Annotated in this window: 15 protein-coding genes, 1 tRNA gene, 1 pseudogene and 1 riboswitch; of the genes and pseudogenes, 3 read left to right on the forward strand and 14 right to left on the reverse strand. The window is 40.4% G+C overall.

Annotated elements, in window-relative coordinates:
* Nucleotides 1-4: 4 nt before the first annotated feature.
* Complete coding sequence (locus HN459_01770) at nt 5-2,308, reverse strand: TonB-dependent receptor (GenBank protein ID MBT3478169.1); 2,304 nt, start codon at nt 2,306-2,308, stop codon at nt 5-7.
* Nucleotides 2,301-2,406: riboswitch (TPP riboswitch) on the reverse strand. It overlaps the preceding gene by 8 nt.
* A 108-nt stretch (nt 2,407-2,514) precedes the next feature.
* Here HN459_01770 and HN459_01775 point away from each other — a divergent pair.
* Genes HN459_01775 through HN459_01785 form a run of 3 tightly spaced genes read left to right on the forward strand, consistent with a single transcriptional unit; the run spans nt 2,515 to nt 6,723 of the window.
* Nucleotides 2,515-4,380, forward strand: a complete 1,866-nt coding sequence (locus HN459_01775; GenBank protein ID MBT3478170.1) for an oligopeptide transporter, OPT family — start codon at nt 2,515-2,517, stop codon at nt 4,378-4,380.
* A gap of 4 nt (nt 4,381-4,384) precedes the next feature.
* Nucleotides 4,385-5,446, forward strand: a complete 1,062-nt coding sequence (gene add / locus HN459_01780; protein MBT3478171.1) for an adenosine deaminase — start codon at nt 4,385-4,387, stop codon at nt 5,444-5,446.
* A gap of 14 nt (nt 5,447-5,460) precedes the next feature.
* Nucleotides 5,461-6,723 (forward strand): cystathionine gamma-synthase family protein, encoded by a 1,263-nt coding sequence (locus HN459_01785; protein MBT3478172.1) that lies wholly within the window; start codon nt 5,461-5,463, stop codon nt 6,721-6,723.
* Here HN459_01785 and HN459_01790 read toward each other — a convergent pair.
* The 13 genes and pseudogenes from HN459_01790 to miaB all read right to left on the reverse strand — a co-directional run.
* Entirely contained in the window at nt 6,720-6,920 is a 201-nt protein-coding gene (locus tag HN459_01790) for a hypothetical protein (GenBank protein MBT3478173.1), read from the reverse strand. The two genes, HN459_01785 and HN459_01790, sit on opposite strands and share 4 nt — an antisense overlap.
* Complete coding sequence (locus tag HN459_01795; protein ID MBT3478174.1) at nt 6,917-9,181, reverse strand: hypothetical protein; 2,265 nt, start codon at nt 9,179-9,181, stop codon at nt 6,917-6,919. The genes HN459_01790 and HN459_01795 overlap by 4 nt, the downstream gene beginning before the upstream one ends.
* Complete coding sequence (locus tag HN459_01800; GenBank protein ID MBT3478175.1) at nt 9,181-10,257, reverse strand: site-2 protease family protein; 1,077 nt, start codon at nt 10,255-10,257, stop codon at nt 9,181-9,183. The genes HN459_01795 and HN459_01800 overlap by 1 nt, the downstream gene beginning before the upstream one ends.
* A gap of 148 nt (nt 10,258-10,405) precedes the next feature.
* The gene (locus HN459_01805) at nt 10,406-10,912 is read right to left on the reverse strand and encodes a hypothetical protein (protein MBT3478176.1); all 507 of its coding nucleotides are present in this window, start codon (nt 10,910-10,912) and stop codon (nt 10,406-10,408) included.
* The gene (locus tag HN459_01810) at nt 10,909-12,285 is read right to left on the reverse strand and encodes an NAD-dependent succinate-semialdehyde dehydrogenase (GenBank protein ID MBT3478177.1); all 1,377 of its coding nucleotides are present in this window, start codon (nt 12,283-12,285) and stop codon (nt 10,909-10,911) included. Before HN459_01810 ends, HN459_01805 begins: the two co-directional genes overlap by 4 nt.
* Entirely contained in the window at nt 12,275-13,003 is a 729-nt protein-coding gene (locus HN459_01815; protein ID MBT3478178.1) for a TIGR02206 family membrane protein, read from the reverse strand. The genes HN459_01810 and HN459_01815 overlap by 11 nt, the downstream gene beginning before the upstream one ends.
* A gap of 8 nt (nt 13,004-13,011) precedes the next feature.
* The gene (locus tag HN459_01820) at nt 13,012-13,215 is read right to left on the reverse strand and encodes a hypothetical protein (GenBank protein ID MBT3478179.1); all 204 of its coding nucleotides are present in this window, start codon (nt 13,213-13,215) and stop codon (nt 13,012-13,014) included.
* A gap of 8 nt (nt 13,216-13,223) precedes the next feature.
* A pseudogene (locus HN459_01825) lies at nt 13,224-13,400 on the reverse strand (histone).
* A 252-nt stretch (nt 13,401-13,652) separates the two neighbouring features.
* Nucleotides 13,653-13,745: transfer RNA gene (locus HN459_01830), tRNA-Sec, on the reverse strand.
* Nucleotides 13,746-13,764: 19 nt separating this feature from the next.
* Nucleotides 13,765-14,610: an outer membrane protein assembly factor BamD gene (bamD, locus tag HN459_01835; protein MBT3478180.1), complete on the reverse strand. Its 846-nt coding sequence runs from the start codon at nt 14,608-14,610 to the stop codon at nt 13,765-13,767.
* Nucleotides 14,607-15,653 carry a tetratricopeptide repeat protein gene (locus HN459_01840; GenBank protein MBT3478181.1) on the reverse strand — a complete coding sequence of 349 codons (1,047 nt, stop codon included), beginning with the start codon at nt 15,651-15,653 and terminating at the stop codon, nt 14,607-14,609. Before HN459_01840 ends, bamD begins: the two co-directional genes overlap by 4 nt.
* Nucleotides 15,654-15,655: 2 nt before the next feature.
* Nucleotides 15,656-15,973, reverse strand: coding sequence for a LapA family protein (locus tag HN459_01845; protein MBT3478182.1), 318 nt, complete (start codon nt 15,971-15,973; stop codon nt 15,656-15,658).
* The coding region (gene miaB, locus HN459_01850) for a tRNA (N6-isopentenyl adenosine(37)-C2)-methylthiotransferase MiaB (GenBank protein ID MBT3478183.1) at nt 15,973-17,286 on the reverse strand (1,314 nt) is incomplete at its 5' end. The genes miaB and HN459_01845, both read right to left, overlap by 1 nt.

Below are 17,286 nucleotides of genomic sequence, written 5' to 3' on the forward strand. Positions count from 1 at the left end.
GAAATTAAAATGTATACGATATATTCACGAATGAATTCCGCGGTGCGCCGGGCCAGAAATATGCGTGATATCCATCCCACTCATATCCATAACCAAATGTAGAATAGAGTTTATCAAATATATTGTTGACCTTCACCATCGCTTCTAAACTGCCCCATTTATATTTGGCACCCACATCCCACAATCCATATGGATCAATCATACCTTCTTCAGTATTAGCATTATCCACGTACATGTGTCCAATACGTTTCCAGTGAACGAATAATAACAAATTTTTCCGAGGACGATAATTCGCCGACAGATTAAACAAGGTTGCCGGAATATTGGGTAAACTTTTTCCATTGGTGAAATAATTCATAACTAACGCGCCATTGGCAGAAAGACTCCAACGTGGATTAAATGTAAATGCTGCTTCCCACTCAAAACCCATGTGATCGGTAGAATCAGCAGAATAATAATCATATTCTCCTTCTTGTGCCACGTCAATATTCTTTAACTGTTCATTCAAATACTGAATGTGATATCCATTGATTCTTGCACGACCTTTACCAAATGTAAAGTCCATTCCCAATTCTAGATCAGTAATGACTTCTGCTGCTGCCATGACTGGTTTACTCCAGACATCATCCGCATTAATAATTTGGTTATTGGCCGGTTCTTTCTGTGCTTTGCCCCAATTCACAAAAACGTGCAAAGAGTCCCCAATTTCCCAAATCATGCCTACACGAGGATTGAAAAAATTCCAATCGGCTGAAAGATTATGACCAGCCGCGTGGCCAATGGTTTCCTGTTTAAGCGTCCAATGATGATTTTGATTTTGAAAATCAGCCATTATGGTGAATGGCTGATTTTCCGGATGCCAAACGAAATGGGCAAAACTGGTAATGGAATTCTTTTCCCCTACATAACGATAATAACGATACCAATCATCACCCATGGTCGCAGCCAAAGTTGCATTTGAAAATTGGGAAACTTCCCCAAAATGGTCCCCAGTATAAAACCGCATTTCTCCACCAATATCCACACGAAGTTCCTTGTTATTCCATGTAAGCGTTGGAACGACGCCGTAATAATTATTGTCAATCCATTTTCGGCGCAAAAGATCGCTGGACATACTTTGTTCCTGGGTATCGCTGTATTGATTATTAACATCCAAATTATATGAATAATAATCCCGACCGGATTTAGCCACTTCGTAATACCCTTTTCCCATAACGAGATAACTTATATTTCGAAAAAATAAATTTTCACGAATTCGGGTAGTAGTATTTAAAGAATAAATTTGTTGTAGGAAATCATCCGTATATGCTTTGTAACCGGCACGGCGTTTGGTTCGATCTTTGATATCAGTCATGTAGATGCCGTCCCAGAGGAGTTGGGTATTCTCATATCCAATATGAGCGCGGAATTTGTTGGTCATTTTTTTTCCACGGTGTTCCAACCCAAAAAACATACCCTTTTGTTTTGAATTATGATTTTCCCGATAGCCATCAGATTCAATCTGTGATACGCGAATGGTCATACTCAAATCCTCCCCTAAGTCCTTACCGGAACGATATCGAACGCTATATTTTTTTGTATTCCAATCTCCCGATCCAAATGATGTTTTAATCTCACGCTTATGGCTACCAATTTGAGTATTCACATTGATGGATCCGCCAAAAGCCGATGAACCGTAAAGGCTGTTTCCGATTCCCCTTTGGATTTGAACATCACTAGCATCAGCCAAAAGATTCCCATGATCTACCCAATACACTTGGTGGCTTTCATTATCATTTAAAGGGACGCCATCAATCATGACCCCAATCTTACTTTGGTCAAATCCACGAATAGAAACATAGGAATATCCTGTACCATTTCCACTTTCACTATAAGCCCAAACACCTGGCTCGGAAGCGAGAATCATAGGTACATCTTCCGCCGTAAAACGTGTTTCAATTTCTTTTGCCGTAAGATTGGAAAAAGATACAGGGGTGATTCCGGCCACGGCACGAGTTGCCTCAACCATAACTTCAGCCCCTTCTAAAATTGTTGGGACCATAAAAATCGTCATTTGATCCTTGGGAGTTGTGGTTATGGTTTTATATCCAATGAATGAGAAGATTATTTCATCAGCATTTTTTATGGAAAGGTCAAAGACCCCTCTATCATCAGTAATTGTTCCCGTTTTTCCGGAAACGATATTCACTCCCACGAGTGGCGTTTGAGATTCTCCATCTACAACAATTCCTTTTACCACAATAGTTTGTGAAAAAAGTTGAGACAGACTTAAGATTAAAAGTATAGAAAAAAGGCGTATGTGTTTCATAGTTTGATAATTCCTACGCTGGCATTATCCAGATCAGGTTTATGGGTATATTCTCAGCCGATTCGATCTGGTTCAAAACAGCACCCCAAACGAGTTGGGAAATTAATAATCATATCTTTAAGATTCCAAAGGATGGTTTTCCTCCACACTTGGAATTTTCATTGCAATTCCCCTATCTTCGTTACCATAATAAATGAGGAATATCTATGTCCAATAAACAATATCCAGAAATTACAGTTAAAGCATTCCTACTGGGAATTGTTCTATCCATGATCTTGGCAGGTGCCAATGCCTACCTCGGCCTCTTTGCAGGCATGACTGTTTCTGCCTCTATTCCCGCAGCAGTTATTTCAATGGGGGTTTTATCCCTCTTTAAAAAATCTAATATTTTAGAAAATAATATTGTGCAAACAGCCGCTTCTGCAGGTGAATCTTTAGCCGCCGGTGTTATTTTCACTATTCCTGCCTTAGTTCTGCTAGGATACTGGGATACATTTGATTATTGGGAAGTGGCGAAAATTGCCGCAATTGGTGGTGTAATCGGTGTTTTGTTCACGGTGCCATTGCGTCGAGCGCTCATCGTCACAGCGAAACTCAAATACCCAGAAGGTGTTGCTACAGCCGAAGTTCTACGAGCGGGTGATGAAGCTCGGAAAGGTGCTGCCGATGATGGATCCGGTGGGCTAAAAACAATCGGAATCGCCAGTTTAGTTGGCGGTGCAATGAAAGTCTGCCAGCAAGGGTTCGCCATGTGGCACGCCGAAATGGCCGGAGCGGCAGCCGTAGGAAAATCCATCTTTGGTATTGGAACCGATTTATCCCCAGCCTTGATTTCTGTAGGCTATATTGTCGGTAGAAATATTGGAATTCTGGTTGTTGCCGGTGGATTAATATCCTGGGCAGTGGCTATTCCAATTTATTCTGCAATAATGGGATTTGAAGGCGATGCACTCGATTCAGCATGGGATATTTGGAATTCCAAGATTCGTTACCTAGGTGTTGGTGCCATGGTTGTTGGTGGCGTTTGGTCATTGATTAAATTATTCAAACCTTTGGTTGAAGGAATTAAAGCGAGTCTTAATGCAGTAAAAAACAGAACTGACGACTCAGATGTTCCTTTAGAAGAACAGGATATGTCTATCAAATATGTGGGTATTGCTCTTTTAGCTTTACTCGTCCCAGTCTTTTTACTTTATTTGGATATTATCGGCTCAGTAGGAATCGCCGCTTTATTAGCAGTCGTTATGATGGTCTTTGGGTTTTTATTCTCAGCAGTGGCTGCCTATATGGCTGGTGTGGTTGGGTCATCTAATAATCCTATTTCGGGTGTGACGATTGCAACAATACTATTTGCCTCCCTACTTCTGTTGGCCCTTCTCGGTACAGGTTCTGGTGTGGGAGCGGCCAGCGCTATTATGGTTGGAGCCGTAGTTTGCTGTGCCGCCGCCATTGGAGGCGACAATCTTCAAGATTTGAAAGCGGGTCATATTCTCGGTGCGACGCCATGGAAACAGCAGGTTATGCAAATTGTCGGTACACTTGCTGCGGCCGTCGTCCTTGGTTTGGTTTTGGATATCCTCCACACCGCTTATACCATTGGATCACCCACTCTTTCAGCGCCTCAAGCAACATTAATGAAATCAGTTGCTGACGGTGTTTTTACCGGTGACTTGCCCTGGACCTTTGTTTACATTGGCGGAATCATTGCCATTATCCTGATATTAATTGACCTTCGGCAAGAAAAGATCGGCTCCGATTTCCGCGTCCCGGTTTTGGCCGTTGCAGTGGGCATCTATTTACCAATCACATTAACGGTCCCCATATTTTTAGGTGGCATGATCAATCATCTCGGTAAAAAAGCCGGTGGATCCAAAGCATCAGAGAAAAAAGGTCTCCTCATGGCATCGGGATTAATTACTGGAGAAGCCCTAATGGGCATCCTAGTTGCAGTACCTATTTTTATTACCGGTCAAAAATACTGGTGGCCGAATTTTGAAGGTCTTGAATTAATGGGCCCGGCTCTCTTCATTGGGGTAATATACTGGCTCTATAAATCCGTATCGAAAAAATAGTTACATGAAAATTTCAGACGCCCTCCTGAAGAAGCTTCCGAAAGTAGAGCTTCATTGTCATTTGGATGGCAGTCTGAGAATCGAATCTATTATTGATCTGGCGCAGCGGCACAATGTGTCGCTGCCTAGTTCAAATGCCTCCGATCTAAAACAAATACTCGCCATTGGAAAAAAGCGTGGTTCTCTTGAAGAATACATTGCCCGCTTCGATATTACTCTCAGCGTAATGCAAACGCCCGATGCACTCAAACGAATCGCCTATGAATTGATCGAAGATGTGGCCGCAGAAAATGTCCGTTACATCGAAGTGCGTTATTCACCAATTCAACATACATCCAAAGGAATGACTCTCGAAGATGCGGTCATTTCTGTTCGCGATGGACTGAAAAAAGGTGAGAAGGATTTTGGTGTAAAGTCAGGAATTATCATTTGTGGCATAAGACATATCTCACCACAATCGTCCCTCAAACTTGCAGACCTTTGCGTTCGCTTTAAGAACAAGGGTGTGGTTGGATTCGACTTGGCTGGTGCAGAGGAAAATTTCCCAGCCAAAGATCACCGAGAAGCATTTTATATGATTCTAAATCATAATATTAACGCTACCATTCATGCGGGAGAAGCCTTTGGACCGGCATCAATTCATCAGGCTATTCATTACTGTGGCGCTCACCGGATTGGTCACGGCACACGCTTGAAAGAGAATAAGGATCTGATGAATTATGTGAATGATCACCGTATCACTATGGAAATTTGTCTTACATCCAACTGGCACACTTATTCCGTACGGTCCTTAAAAAATCATCCTATGAGATTTTATTACGATCAAGGCATTCGCGTTACATTAAATACGGATAATCGCTTAATGTCTGATACAACACTCACGAAAGAATTTGGTTTAGCCCGAGATCTTTTTGGATTCACCCTCCATGATTTTAGAGAAGTAACCATTATCGCCATGAAGGCAGCTTTCTTATCTCATGTTGTCAGAAAAGAAATGATTAAAAATATTGCAGAAGAATTTGAAACTGATTTCGGCATTATGCCGGAATACATCGAACAAAAATAGAAGGGGAAATCAGTATGTTTAATAAAAACCTTCCCAAAAGTATCAAACCGGAAAGTTTAATGATGTCCTATGGATATCAATCCGAATGGTCAGAAGGCGCTGTAAAATGTCCCATCTTTCAGACATCTACATTTGCCTTTAGATCAGCGGAAGAAGGCAAAGCATTTTTTGAAGTGGCGTATGGTCTGCGGGAAAAAAACCCTGATGAAAATATGGGCCTCATCTATAGCCGCCTCAATAACCCCGACTTAGAAATTCTTGAAAATCGTCTTTGCCTCTGGGATAAAGCAGAAGCATGTGCTGTATTTGAAAGTGGTATGTCAGCCATCTCAACTGTTTTATTGGAATATCTAAAACCGGGAGATCTTCTTATCTACAGTAAACCGATATATGGCGGTTCGGATCATTTTATAAATCACTTTCTTACCAAATACGGAATTACAGTTCTGGGCATTCATGCAGACAATACAAAAGATGAAATTGTACAAAAGATAAATACTTCTGGATTGAGCGATCGATTGGGTGTCATTTATATGGAAACGCCTGCGAATCCCACCAACGCTCTCATGGATATTGCCATGTGCAGGGAGGTCGCTGATCAATTTTCGACACATGACCACCCTGTACAAATCGCTGTGGATAACACTTATATGGGACCATTATGGTCGCAACCACTAGCGCATGGGGCAAACATGGTTATCTATTCTGCCACCAAATATATTGGCGGACATAGCGATCTAATTGCTGGTGCTGTTCTTGGATCCAATGAAGTTATTCAGCGCATTAAAGGGTTACGCACTTTTTTAGGAAATATGACCGGGCCATGGACAGGTTGGCTACTTATGCGCAGTTTGGAAACACTAAAAGCGCGAATGGAAATTCAATTGAAAAATGCGACAATAGTTGCAGAATATTTAGACAATCATGATCAGGTTGAAAAAGTATATTATCTTGGATTTATCCCCGAAGGAACTCGCCAATTCGAGATCTACAAAAAACAATATTCATCTCCCGGTGCTATGCTCAGTTTTGACGTCATCGGCGGCGAAGCGGAAGCGTTTAATGTACTAAACAATTTAAAACTGATCCAGCTAGCCGTAAGTCTAGGCGGTACGGAATCTTTGGCTGAACACCCCTATACCATGACCCATGCCGATGTTTCCGTTGATCAAAAACAAGCCATGGGAATTACCGAAAAAATGATTCGACTATCTGTTGGTGTAGAAAATTCAGATGATATTATTTGGGATTTAGAACAGGCTCTATCCCAAGCTTAGCGATTCATCTTTTTCTTAGCTTTTTCCATTAGATTGTGTGTCCATCGTTTCACAGGTGGAAATACACTACCCAATAACATTAATCCAGGGATACCAAACATCCAGCCCTGGAAAATGGGTATTAATCCGCCAATAAGGCCGATGATAACTAATATGATGCCCACGATAACTTTGATGGTTTTTACAATTGGGTTCATTCTCGAATCACAGCAACTTTTTCAAATGAAGATGTACCTTTATTATCATAAATGGCAATAAGATAAACACCGGTTCCTACAAATTTTCCTGAATCGTCCCGTCCATTCCAGAAGGCTTGATCACCTTTAACATCCGAATTATTAATTGTCCTTAAAACATTACCGTTTAAGGTCATGATTTTAATTGAACTATTATCTTTCAATCCATTTACTGTCATTGGTTTTGAACTGGGAATACGAAAAGGGCTAGGGAAAATTTCTACCGCATTATAAGATTTATTTTCTTCAGAAAATGGAATACGAATTACACTGACGCCCTTATCTGTGGCGATGTAAGCCAGTCCTTCTTCCGAATCAAAAGTCACATCATTCACATGGTTCGACAGAAGATTGCTGTTAAATGTATTCAACCCATTGATATCAGGCCAGTATTCGCCATTTTCAGTCACAACATGAATACCATTGGATTGTGATGTGACCCATACATTTCCTCTCGGATCGAACCGTATTCGAGAATATTCATTAAATGCCACGCTGGGGAAATATGGATATATTTCGCCATTATTCGCAGTGGGACCAGTTTGACTCACAGGATTATTCTCCGATACTTGCAAATCTTTATGAATTAAACCGATGGGCGTCAGGAGCCAAAGTCGGTTTTTTTCAGAAACATTAATAGCCAAAGGGGTACGTTTGATCAAACCTGGATCAACTTCTACCTTCGCCCAAGTCTCGCCAGTTGGAGTCATCACATTGCCGGAATATTTATACATAACCAATCCAGAGGGAGACCCAATCCATATACGATTGAAATTATCCACCGAAATCGATTTGGAATCATTGGATAGTAATCCTCCACTTTCTTCAATTGAAAAATGGCGATATTGATCGCCATTAATTACGGACAGTGGCTTTTTGGTTATGTTAGCTGAAATTGCCCAAAGGTTATCCTTTTTATCAATGTAAATTCCCCCAACTTTATAAACGGGGTCAGTACCACTAGAATCTGGAACGAGCTTTGGATATGAAAGAATATCCGTATTGAGATAACCATTTATTAGACCAGTCTCCAAAATACCACCAGATTTAGACTGTCCCAAGCCTAGATAAACCATATCATTTACAATATTGATCCCCGAAAATAATTTACCCATATTATAATTAAGTGGAATAAGATTGATTATACTTCCAAATCCGATTGGGACAGATTCAGTGGAACCGTTATACCAAGTATATCCCTGTTTTATGGATATGCCTTTTTCACCAGCCATAATCAAATAATCAGGCGTTAAGAAAATAACTTGAGGACTAGAAACGAGAGGTTCATTTCCGGCAATCTGAAATAAACTTAATCCGTTAAATATAGCAAACCCAATGTTTGTACCAATAATAGATATTGAACCGTTTATTTTAATTACAGAAAAGCGAAATCCCGGATCAGAAAATTGTTTTTCAAATACATCTGTCCCAATGTGATAAATTACAGAATCAGTAACAGCCATGAAGTCCAATTCACCTCGAACGGCGATGGATCGAATATTTAAAAAATCATTCTCATCAGTAACAAGGGGAATCAGAGTTTCATTTATTTTGGCGCTATAAATCGCTGAAGATGTAACTATGGCTAACTCTCCATCTTTTTGGTCTATGGCCATCACCGGAGATTCTATTACCGGAAAAGGGTTCGTCCAATAGATTGGATGTATTTTATGGGGATTGCCGGATATTAACCCTTTATCCGTTAAAAGAATGAGATCATCCCCGAATTTTACAATATCTTTAATTTGACCAATCTCATTCCTGCCGTAGAAATCACGGTAATAAACTTTCTCATTGGCGTGAATGAATTCCATTATACCCCATTCACCATCATTTTTTACAGCACCATAAACCATGTCCTTATAGGTGACAAAACCCGCCACAGATTCAATGTCCAGTTGAAACCAATCAACAATCATTCCCGTTGAATTATCCCACACTTGGACGCCCATTTCACTACCGATCCAGATCAATCCCCTGGGACCTCTATGAACGGTTTGCAAGTCAGTGTCTCCCAATCCGTGGTCTTTGGTATAACCTTTATAAGCACTGGAATTCTTATAGTAAATAGCCAGTCCGCCTCCAGTTGCCAGAATAATTTCGTCCCCAACTCCAATGATATCTCTGACCGCCAATGAGGATGTAATAGACTTCATTTCGCCTACACGTACTTGGGCAAACACCAATGACGCCACCAGAGAAAATGAAAATATTTTCCGCATCAAATCTTAAAAGGCGCCGGTATGAAACAGAGAATAAAAATGACCAAACAAATGTACCCAATTTGTTTATTTTGTTCCGAAAGAGGCGCGTTTATATCTTGGATGGGCGGATGTTTTGTGGAACGCATAAGAAAGAGAATAAGCAGTCCCCAAACTAGCCAATTCAGTGAAAGGAAACTCAGTGGAATGAGAGCCAACATTGCTACTTTAGCCACCAAATTTTGTTTATTCCCTAACATAGCGTAGGCCACATGGCCTCCATCCAATTGGCCGATGGGAAGTAGATTCAGCATAGTGACCAATAAACCGATCCAACCGGCGAATGCGATTGGATGAAGCATTATATCTTGCGTTTCCAACAATCCCGGATGTGTAATCCAAGTGAGGACTTTCATAAGTATCGAGTCGCCCAACATAAGTGCGCCTTGAATATTCATTTTTTCAACTACATCAGAAAGTAAGAGACCAATAATTAATGCAGGAACAGCAATCACAAAGCCGGCTATAGGGCCGGCGGCGCCAATCTGAAGTAGTGCATCCTTACGATAGATGGGTGACTTAATTTTAATAAAAGCACCGAAGGTACCGATTAAAAATAAAAATGGAGGCGCTGGAATAAAATATGGCAATGTTGCATCCACTTTATGCTTTTGGGCATAGTAATAATGGCCGAATTCGTGTGTCCCCAAGATCAACATTAATGTAATTGAAAAAGGAAGTCCTCTAAATATTTCGATTGGATTTTCCCAGATTCTAGCCCCTTCCATCATTGCTCCGGCCAGAAGTGTGGTAAAGACAGTCAGTAAAAATAAAACCCAGTGAATTCGTGGTATTTTGGGTATTCTAAGAATAACGGATTCTTTTGATTCTTTCACCTTTAAATAAATTTGTCCATCTTGATTTTTAATCGAAAAAATACAAGTTTCTTTTTTCAGGGTGGATTCCAATTCGCTTTGTGTTGAGCCATCCACCAATTTTCCCACTGCCAGCCATTCGCCTTCGTTAGAGCCAATTTGATTTGGACGAAAATGAGTCTCTAGTTCTTTAAGAATTTGATGGAATTGGGTTTCAGTCATGATTTATGAATAAACTATGAATAATAAATTACAACAATCGGGAGGGGATTCGGTTCAACAAAAGGTATGAAATGACGATGGTCAGGAATCATTTAATAACTTAGAATCGTAACAATTCGCTATGCTCATTGTTGCAATCCATAGAGAGTCAGTACTTTTTATTGGAATGCTTCTCTTGCTTTTCTTTCAGCAATTCGTGCATACCCCTGCTTTGCATATCCAAAGTAATCTGATTAATCCAATATTTAGTTTGTTCAACATATCGATCCACCACTTTTTTGGGTACTTGTTCTGCCTGCATATGAACAATAATCATAGCCGAAACAACAGGTACATAAACCATGAGTGGATCTTTATAAAATCGATCTAATTGTCGAATCGTTTCCCGCCGCGTTAAATAGTCGATACGGTCTCCGTATAAACTATCGGCAAATGTCTGCTCTTCACTCCAAGCTTTTAAATAAAAATAAAGACGGCCATCAAGAATGCCACTGAGATAAGCGGATTTAATTCGGGAGGACATTTCAGGATTTCCATCCACGCGAGCAGAGACATTGGCCCAATCGGTCCCATCCCAAAGAAGTTTGTTTTGCTTCTCCAAAATCTGACCAAATAAACAGGCAGAAGCAATTATTATTGAAAGGGTAATTTTCATCGAATGTAAATAGTTTTAATATTCACGAATTCCAATATACCATAAGATGAGAGTTCATTACCATAGCCAGATTCCTTTACACCGCCGAAAGGTAAACGTGGATCTGAACGGACAAAATCATTCACAAATGCGGCGCCAACTTCCAGTTTGGTTTCAGCAATTCTCCGTCCTTTTTCAATATCAGATGTAAATACAGCCGCTCCCAAACCGAATGGTGTTTTGTTAGCTAATTCTATTGCTTCTTCCTCATCTTTCACAGTAATAATGGATGCTACAGGCCCGAATAATTCCTCATCAAAGGCTGCCATCCCCGCCGATACATTTGTTAAAACTGTAATAGGATAATAAGCACTATTTCCCATATTCGGGATTTCACTTTCGTATAATATCTTGGCACCTGACTCTAAACTGGTTTTCACTTGAGATTTCAATTCCTCCCGCGCTGCGATACTCACCATAGGGCCTACTGTAGTCTCATCAGCGAATGGATCACCCACCACTTGGTTTTTCATGGCAGCAACTATTTTATCCTCAAATTCAGATTGAATGGATGCATCAACTATAAACCGTTTCGCTGCAATACAGCTTTGTCCTGTATTCAACAGTCTCCCAGTTACACAAGCTTCAACTGCTTGATTTAAATCGGCATCTTTCAGAACCACGTAAGGATCGCTACCTCCCAACTCTAGTACAGTTTTTTTCAGAACTGACCCTGCTTTTTGCGCCACCGCTATTCCTGCCGGTGTACTTCCGGTGAGTGAAATCGCTTTCACCAATGGATTTTCGATAACTTCGCCCACTTTGGATGATCCAATGGTGAGATTCCGAAATACATTTGGGGGAAACCCAGCTTCCAAAAATAAGCCCTCAATGGCGTCGGCACATCCTTGCACAATTGAGGCATGTTTTAATACAGCCACATTTCCGGAAATCATGGCCGGTGCGGCGAAACGAAATACCTGCCAAAACGGAAAATTCCACGGCATTACTGCTAAAACAACACCCAACGGTTGGAAGGTTACATAGCTTTCACTTGCATCCGTTTTTATATGTTTATCTTTTAAAAATGCAGGACCATTATCAGCATAATATTCACAACAAAGAGCGGACTTTTCCGCTTCAACTTTTCCTTGAACCAATGGTTTTCCCATTTCGAGTGCCATAATTAGGGCTAATTCATTTTGACGCAATCGCAAGATTTCTGCTAAATTTCGGAAGTATTGGCATCTTTCTTTTATATCCAGATTTCGCCATTCGGTAAATGCTTCATTGACTTCATTTAAAACTCTAGAAATTTCATTTGAGGTCAATTCTGGGTATGAGCCCACCACATCACCATTTACCGGGTTGGTTGAAATAAGATCAGCCACAATTAATTCTATTATTGATCCATAGAAAAATTAAATATGCGAAACCAAAATGAGCCAAAGCAACAAATTCTCCTGATAAAATATACCAAGGCCAAGAACCCATATAATCCAATAGGGACCCCATGGGTGGCTTCCCCATGATCCAGAAATAATTGGCATCCAAAATGGTATTGGCGAAAAAAGCCACTGCTAAAAATATATTCAACCCAATAAAAGCTTTTTTTAAGCTATTTAAAGTTGGTCTCATCTCATAAACAACAACGGCATAAACCAGTGCCACCACCATCAAGTTATGACCAATGAAGAACCGGAAATAATGAAAATGGGGGAAATTTTGGATAATATCAGGTGTAACCATTCCTTGAAAAACGCCTGACAATCCCCAAAAATAGAGCACTTCAAAAATTCTGAAATTTCGTTGAATCATGACTAATGGCATAAGCAGGTTTGCCAACCGGCACAGGTGAATCGGTAGATGCAATGTTACATCAAATGATCCTGCAAAAATTTCTAGTAGAACCCAAACAGGATAGTTGATGCCAATGAGAACGCCTAGAATAAGCCCAACTCGATTTTGTTGATATTGATTTAAATGGTTTTTGGCAAACCATGGGAGCCATATTACGAGAAATAAAAATAAAAAAATGGCCGCCCAATGGGACGGCCCGAATAAATCAAACGAATCGTAGCTATTTAAATATTCAGCTACGGTTAATCGCATGATAAGTTTTACTCACCTTTTTTACGACTGCGTTTCTGGCCCCCGCCAATTTTTTGAAGTTGAACCATTGCCCCTAAGAGGGAAAATATAGCTAACATCCAGATTTGATTGAATGGACTCCCAACTGACCGTTCCATCCATCCGTAAACGAATAAACCAATCGCCACAGCAATCAGGATAAACCCAATTCCCAGACGAATTTTGTCAGTCAAGAAACCGCTCATGCTTTAGCTTTTGTAGCTTTAGTTTTTTTTACCGACGTAGCAACTTTAGTTGTGGCTTTTTTGACTGTTGTCTTTTTTGCCTTTGTTGCTACTTTCTTTGCGGCTGGTTTTTTTGCCGCTACTTTTTTGGCCGGTGCTTTTTTAGTTTTTGCGGCTGCTTTGGCCGGTACTTTAGCTTCTTTCTTTGGTGATGCTTTACTTTCCTTCTTTTGACCAACAGCAATGGATGCCAACCTTAGGCCCTTCAAACGCTCCTGGTTTCTTCTATGTTTCCTTGCAACTAACTTTTGTTTCTTATTCATGATACTTCCTTTAATGTTTAAATATTTAGTAGGAATGCCCATCTACGTCCCATTAAAACTTTGAGGGGCAAACTCAATCTGCTTCCACCTTGCAACGACGGAAAGGGAATCTTCTATCCTTTGCGGGAACGCGTGAGAATCGAACTCACCTCCTACTTTATCAGCAGGACAACGGTGTTGAAGACCGCGAGGGGCACCAGCCTCCTAATCATTCCCATATATTCGTCAAACTCGGTTATTCGGGGCTGTTTATGACCCGGAAATCTAATCCAAATTTCTTTTTCAATTTCTGTCCAATTTTATCTGCAGAATATTTTGTTTTATATCGAACAATTCGAACAGCGTGCAGTCTTTTTCCATTTGAATTCACTGTATGAACTTCCGTAGCATACCCATGACCTTGAATCTGTTTTTTTAATCTGTTCGCATTTTCATATTTACCAAAAGCACCAACTTGAATCACCCACGGTTTAGATACAGATCTTGGAATAACAATTTTACGTGCTGCTTTGGCGGATTTAATTTTTTTGCTAATTGAATTGGGATCTAACTTTACGAGTCGAGCCTCCCGCGCCGAACTGTCCAATCCTTTAATACCATATTGAGAAAAATTTAAACTAGGGTATAGTTGCTTAATGATTCGAAGGGAAGCCTTGGCAGAGTCTTCTTGTCCTGTAGCAAAATAGGAGTTCACCATAAGATCCATGGCACGTTGACGGTGATCTCCTTGGGGATATTTGTACAGCACCGTTTTAAACTGGACACCTGCTTGGGAGTATAATCCACGGGAAAATAAATATTCGCCAATCTTCATTTCGGATTTTGCAGCAAATTCTGATTCGGGAAACTTTTTTACGATAGATTGAAATTGTGCTAAAGATGAATCACCATTTTCAGTCACCATCGCCTCAAGAAAAAAAATGCCTGCTTCATCGGGGTAACGGGAGAGCAATTCGGATAAATTTTCTTTCACCTCATCCATTCTGCCCTTTTCTAGGAGAGTTAGATACAGATCAATATTTTGAGCAAAAAGTTGTCCTCCCCAAAGGATCGCAAAGATTGGAAGCCAACGCTTCATCATTTTTCATTAGAACTGGTTAATAATTGAATTATCTCATCAATCTGGTTGGACAATTCGTGGGGCTTGGAAATATGAAGGGATAACTTCAATTTCATGAGCCTCCCATGAACAGATCCTTTATTCTTTGAAAGGGCATCTTCAACTAGATTAAGAGCACTATTATGTTCACCCTTTTCTTCTAGCACATTAGCCAATTTGGCTAACGCATTCAAATTTGACGGATCTTTTTCAAGAATGCGTTCATAGAATTTTTCCACTTCACTGAAGCGGCCAAGATCAAATAATGCGGACTCAATTTTGGTATATACTACGCGACCTTCTTCCGGTGTAAATAAAGCATAACTTTCCCAATTTTCGATCGCCTTCACCAATTCCCTGTTTTCTGCAAAAAGATCGCCGAGCCTGAGATAGGGTAGTCCAAATTCAGGCGCCGTTTTGATGGCTTTTAAAAATTGCGCTTCTGCTTCCTTCTTATGTCCTTTTTCTAATTTGTCCATTCCTTGATATACCAAGAATCGAGCAATCTGGTTTGGGTCCTGGGATTGTTTCAACTTCTGAATCGATTTGGTAATCTGAGTTGCTTTATCCCATTCCCGCTGATTTTCAAATATTTTAAGTAAAAAATGATTCGCCCATAAATTTTTTCGATCCAGTTTTAATACCAATTCTGCTTCTCGCCGGGCTTTATTCAAATAATCCATCTGTTCAAAATCCAACGCTAAAGATTGATGAATATCCCTGCGGATATCATTGGATAAATTTGGACGAACAGTCAATGACTGATGAATTTTTACTGCTGCCTGGGTATGGCCTTCTTCCCGTAGGATATCTCCCATTTGAAGATAGGCGTTAATATGATTGGTATCCTGCTTAACCACATCCCTAAGATGGTTAAGGGCTGTGCGCGTATCACCCCGCACCATTGCATTTAATGCATGGGTATAAATAGATTCAGTGCGTTTTTGCTTTTTGGGGCGGTAATAATAAAATGTAAATCCGCCTGCCAGTATCAGCACAACGGCAGCCAGTATAATCCAATTCAAAATTAGATATCTCCATCTTCCGTATCATATATTCCTTCATCAATGGCCACATTACGAAGGTCATTTAGCTCATCTGATAGACGACGATTCTTCGTTTTTAACGATCGCAATTCTGATTTTCCGGACAGAATATTTGTCAATGCAACGCCATAACCTATTAACATACCGACGGTAAGGGCTCCCAGCATTACCACAGCAACTTGTACATTTTCATACTGGGCAAAGATCAAATCGACAGAAATAATATTTGTATTCTGCATCAAGAAGTAAAGAACAATTATCATCACGACCAATCCTGCAAATATTTTAACCATCTTCATCAGGCTGCCTCCATTTCATGGATTTGAACTATTTCGCCACGAAGGGTAATTCCCTTCGCATCATTAATTTTTACGGGAACAATATCTTTAATCTGGGCATCGCCCTTGTTAAAGATTACCCACTTATTAGAATCGGTTCGGCCTGCCCATTGATCGGCCGAGCGTTTACTTTCTTTTTCGACTAAAACCAATTCTACCCGTCCCACAAATTCTTTATTCCGCAGTAAAGTATGTTGTTTTTGTGTTTCTATCACCCGTTCCAAACGATATTGTTTTTCCGGTTCGGGAACATGATCTTCAAATTCTGCTGCTTTTGTTCCCGGCCGAGAAGAATATTTGAATGTATAAGCAGAATCAAATTTCACTGTTTCCATCACGTCCAAAGTTTCCTGGAATTCAATCTCATTCTCACCGGGAAATCCCACAATAAGATCAGTAGAAATGCCTGCATTTGGTAATGTTTTTCGAATTTTATCGGCAAGTGAAACAAATTCTTCTTTGGAATATGTACGATTCATCCTTTTTAAAACATGGTCATTTCCAGCCTGCAAAGGTAAGTGAACGTAGTTGCAAATATTATCATGCATGGCCATTACATCCAGAACTTCTTGGGTCATATCCTGTGGATGGGGCGAGGTATAGCGAATGCGTTTTAAACCAGGTATTTGGGCCACGGCATCTAACAATTGGTGAAATTCCTTACCATCGTGATTGTATGAATTTACATTTTGCCCCAATAGGGTAACTTCAACAAATCCATCGGACACTGCCCGGGCCGTTTCCTTTACTATGCCTTCCACACTGCGGGATCGCTCCCTCCCTCGGGTGAATGGTACAATACAAAAAGTGCAAAATTTATCGCATCCACGCATAATGGATATCCACGCATTGATCCCTTCATGGCGGCTGGGGAACATATCATCATACACTTCAAAACGGGACAGTTTGGTATCCACCAAATGGGTAGAAACGCTACTTCTTTCTCGAATCATTTCTGGTAGGCGACGATAGGAGTCGGGGCCCAAGACAATATCCACATAGGGTTTCGATTCTAAAATGTCTTCTTTCAAATTCTGGGCCATGCAACCAAGAACTCCAATAATCGTACTAGGGTTTTTCCGTTTAATCTGGTGATAAAAACCCAATCGGGAATGCACCTTATCTTCAGCATGTTCCCTGATTGCACAGGTATTTACAAAAATAGCGTCAGCGCTGTGGATATCATTGGATTCCGTATAACCTTCTTGGGTAAGTAGTCCTGATACCAATTCAGAATCGGCCACATTCATTTGGCAACCGAATGTTTCTATGAA

The sequence above is a fragment of the Candidatus Neomarinimicrobiota bacterium genome (assembly GCA_018647265.1).
GTDB lineage: Bacteria > Fidelibacterota > Marinisomatia > Marinisomatales > TCS55 > TCS55.

What these genes read in the sequence shown, in the direction of transcription:
- HN459_01770 (MBT3478169.1), bottom strand. Translation starts at nt 2,308, where the DNA reads ATGAAACACATACGCCTTTTTTCTATACTTTTAATCTTAAGTCTGTCT.
- HN459_01775 (MBT3478170.1), top strand. Translation starts at nt 2,515, where the DNA reads ATGTCCAATAAACAATATCCAGAAATTACAGTTAAAGCATTCCTACTG.
- add (MBT3478171.1), top strand. Translation starts at nt 4,385, where the DNA reads ATGAAAATTTCAGACGCCCTCCTGAAGAAGCTTCCGAAAGTAGAGCTT.
- HN459_01785 (MBT3478172.1), top strand. Translation starts at nt 5,461, where the DNA reads ATGTTTAATAAAAACCTTCCCAAAAGTATCAAACCGGAAAGTTTAATG.
- HN459_01790 (MBT3478173.1), bottom strand. Translation starts at nt 6,920, where the DNA reads ATGAACCCAATTGTAAAAACCATCAAAGTTATCGTGGGCATCATATTA.
- HN459_01795 (MBT3478174.1), bottom strand. Translation starts at nt 9,181, where the DNA reads ATGCGGAAAATATTTTCATTTTCTCTGGTGGCGTCATTGGTGTTTGCC.
- HN459_01800 (MBT3478175.1), bottom strand. Translation starts at nt 10,257, where the DNA reads ATGACTGAAACCCAATTCCATCAAATTCTTAAAGAACTAGAGACTCAT.
- HN459_01805 (MBT3478176.1), bottom strand. Translation starts at nt 10,912, where the DNA reads ATGAAAATTACCCTTTCAATAATAATTGCTTCTGCCTGTTTATTTGGT.
- HN459_01815 (MBT3478178.1), bottom strand. Translation starts at nt 13,003, where the DNA reads ATGCGATTAACCGTAGCTGAATATTTAAATAGCTACGATTCGTTTGAT.
- bamD (MBT3478180.1), bottom strand. Translation starts at nt 14,610, where the DNA reads ATGATGAAGCGTTGGCTTCCAATCTTTGCGATCCTTTGGGGAGGACAA.
- HN459_01845 (MBT3478182.1), bottom strand. Translation starts at nt 15,973, where the DNA reads ATGAAGATGGTTAAAATATTTGCAGGATTGGTCGTGATGATAATTGTT.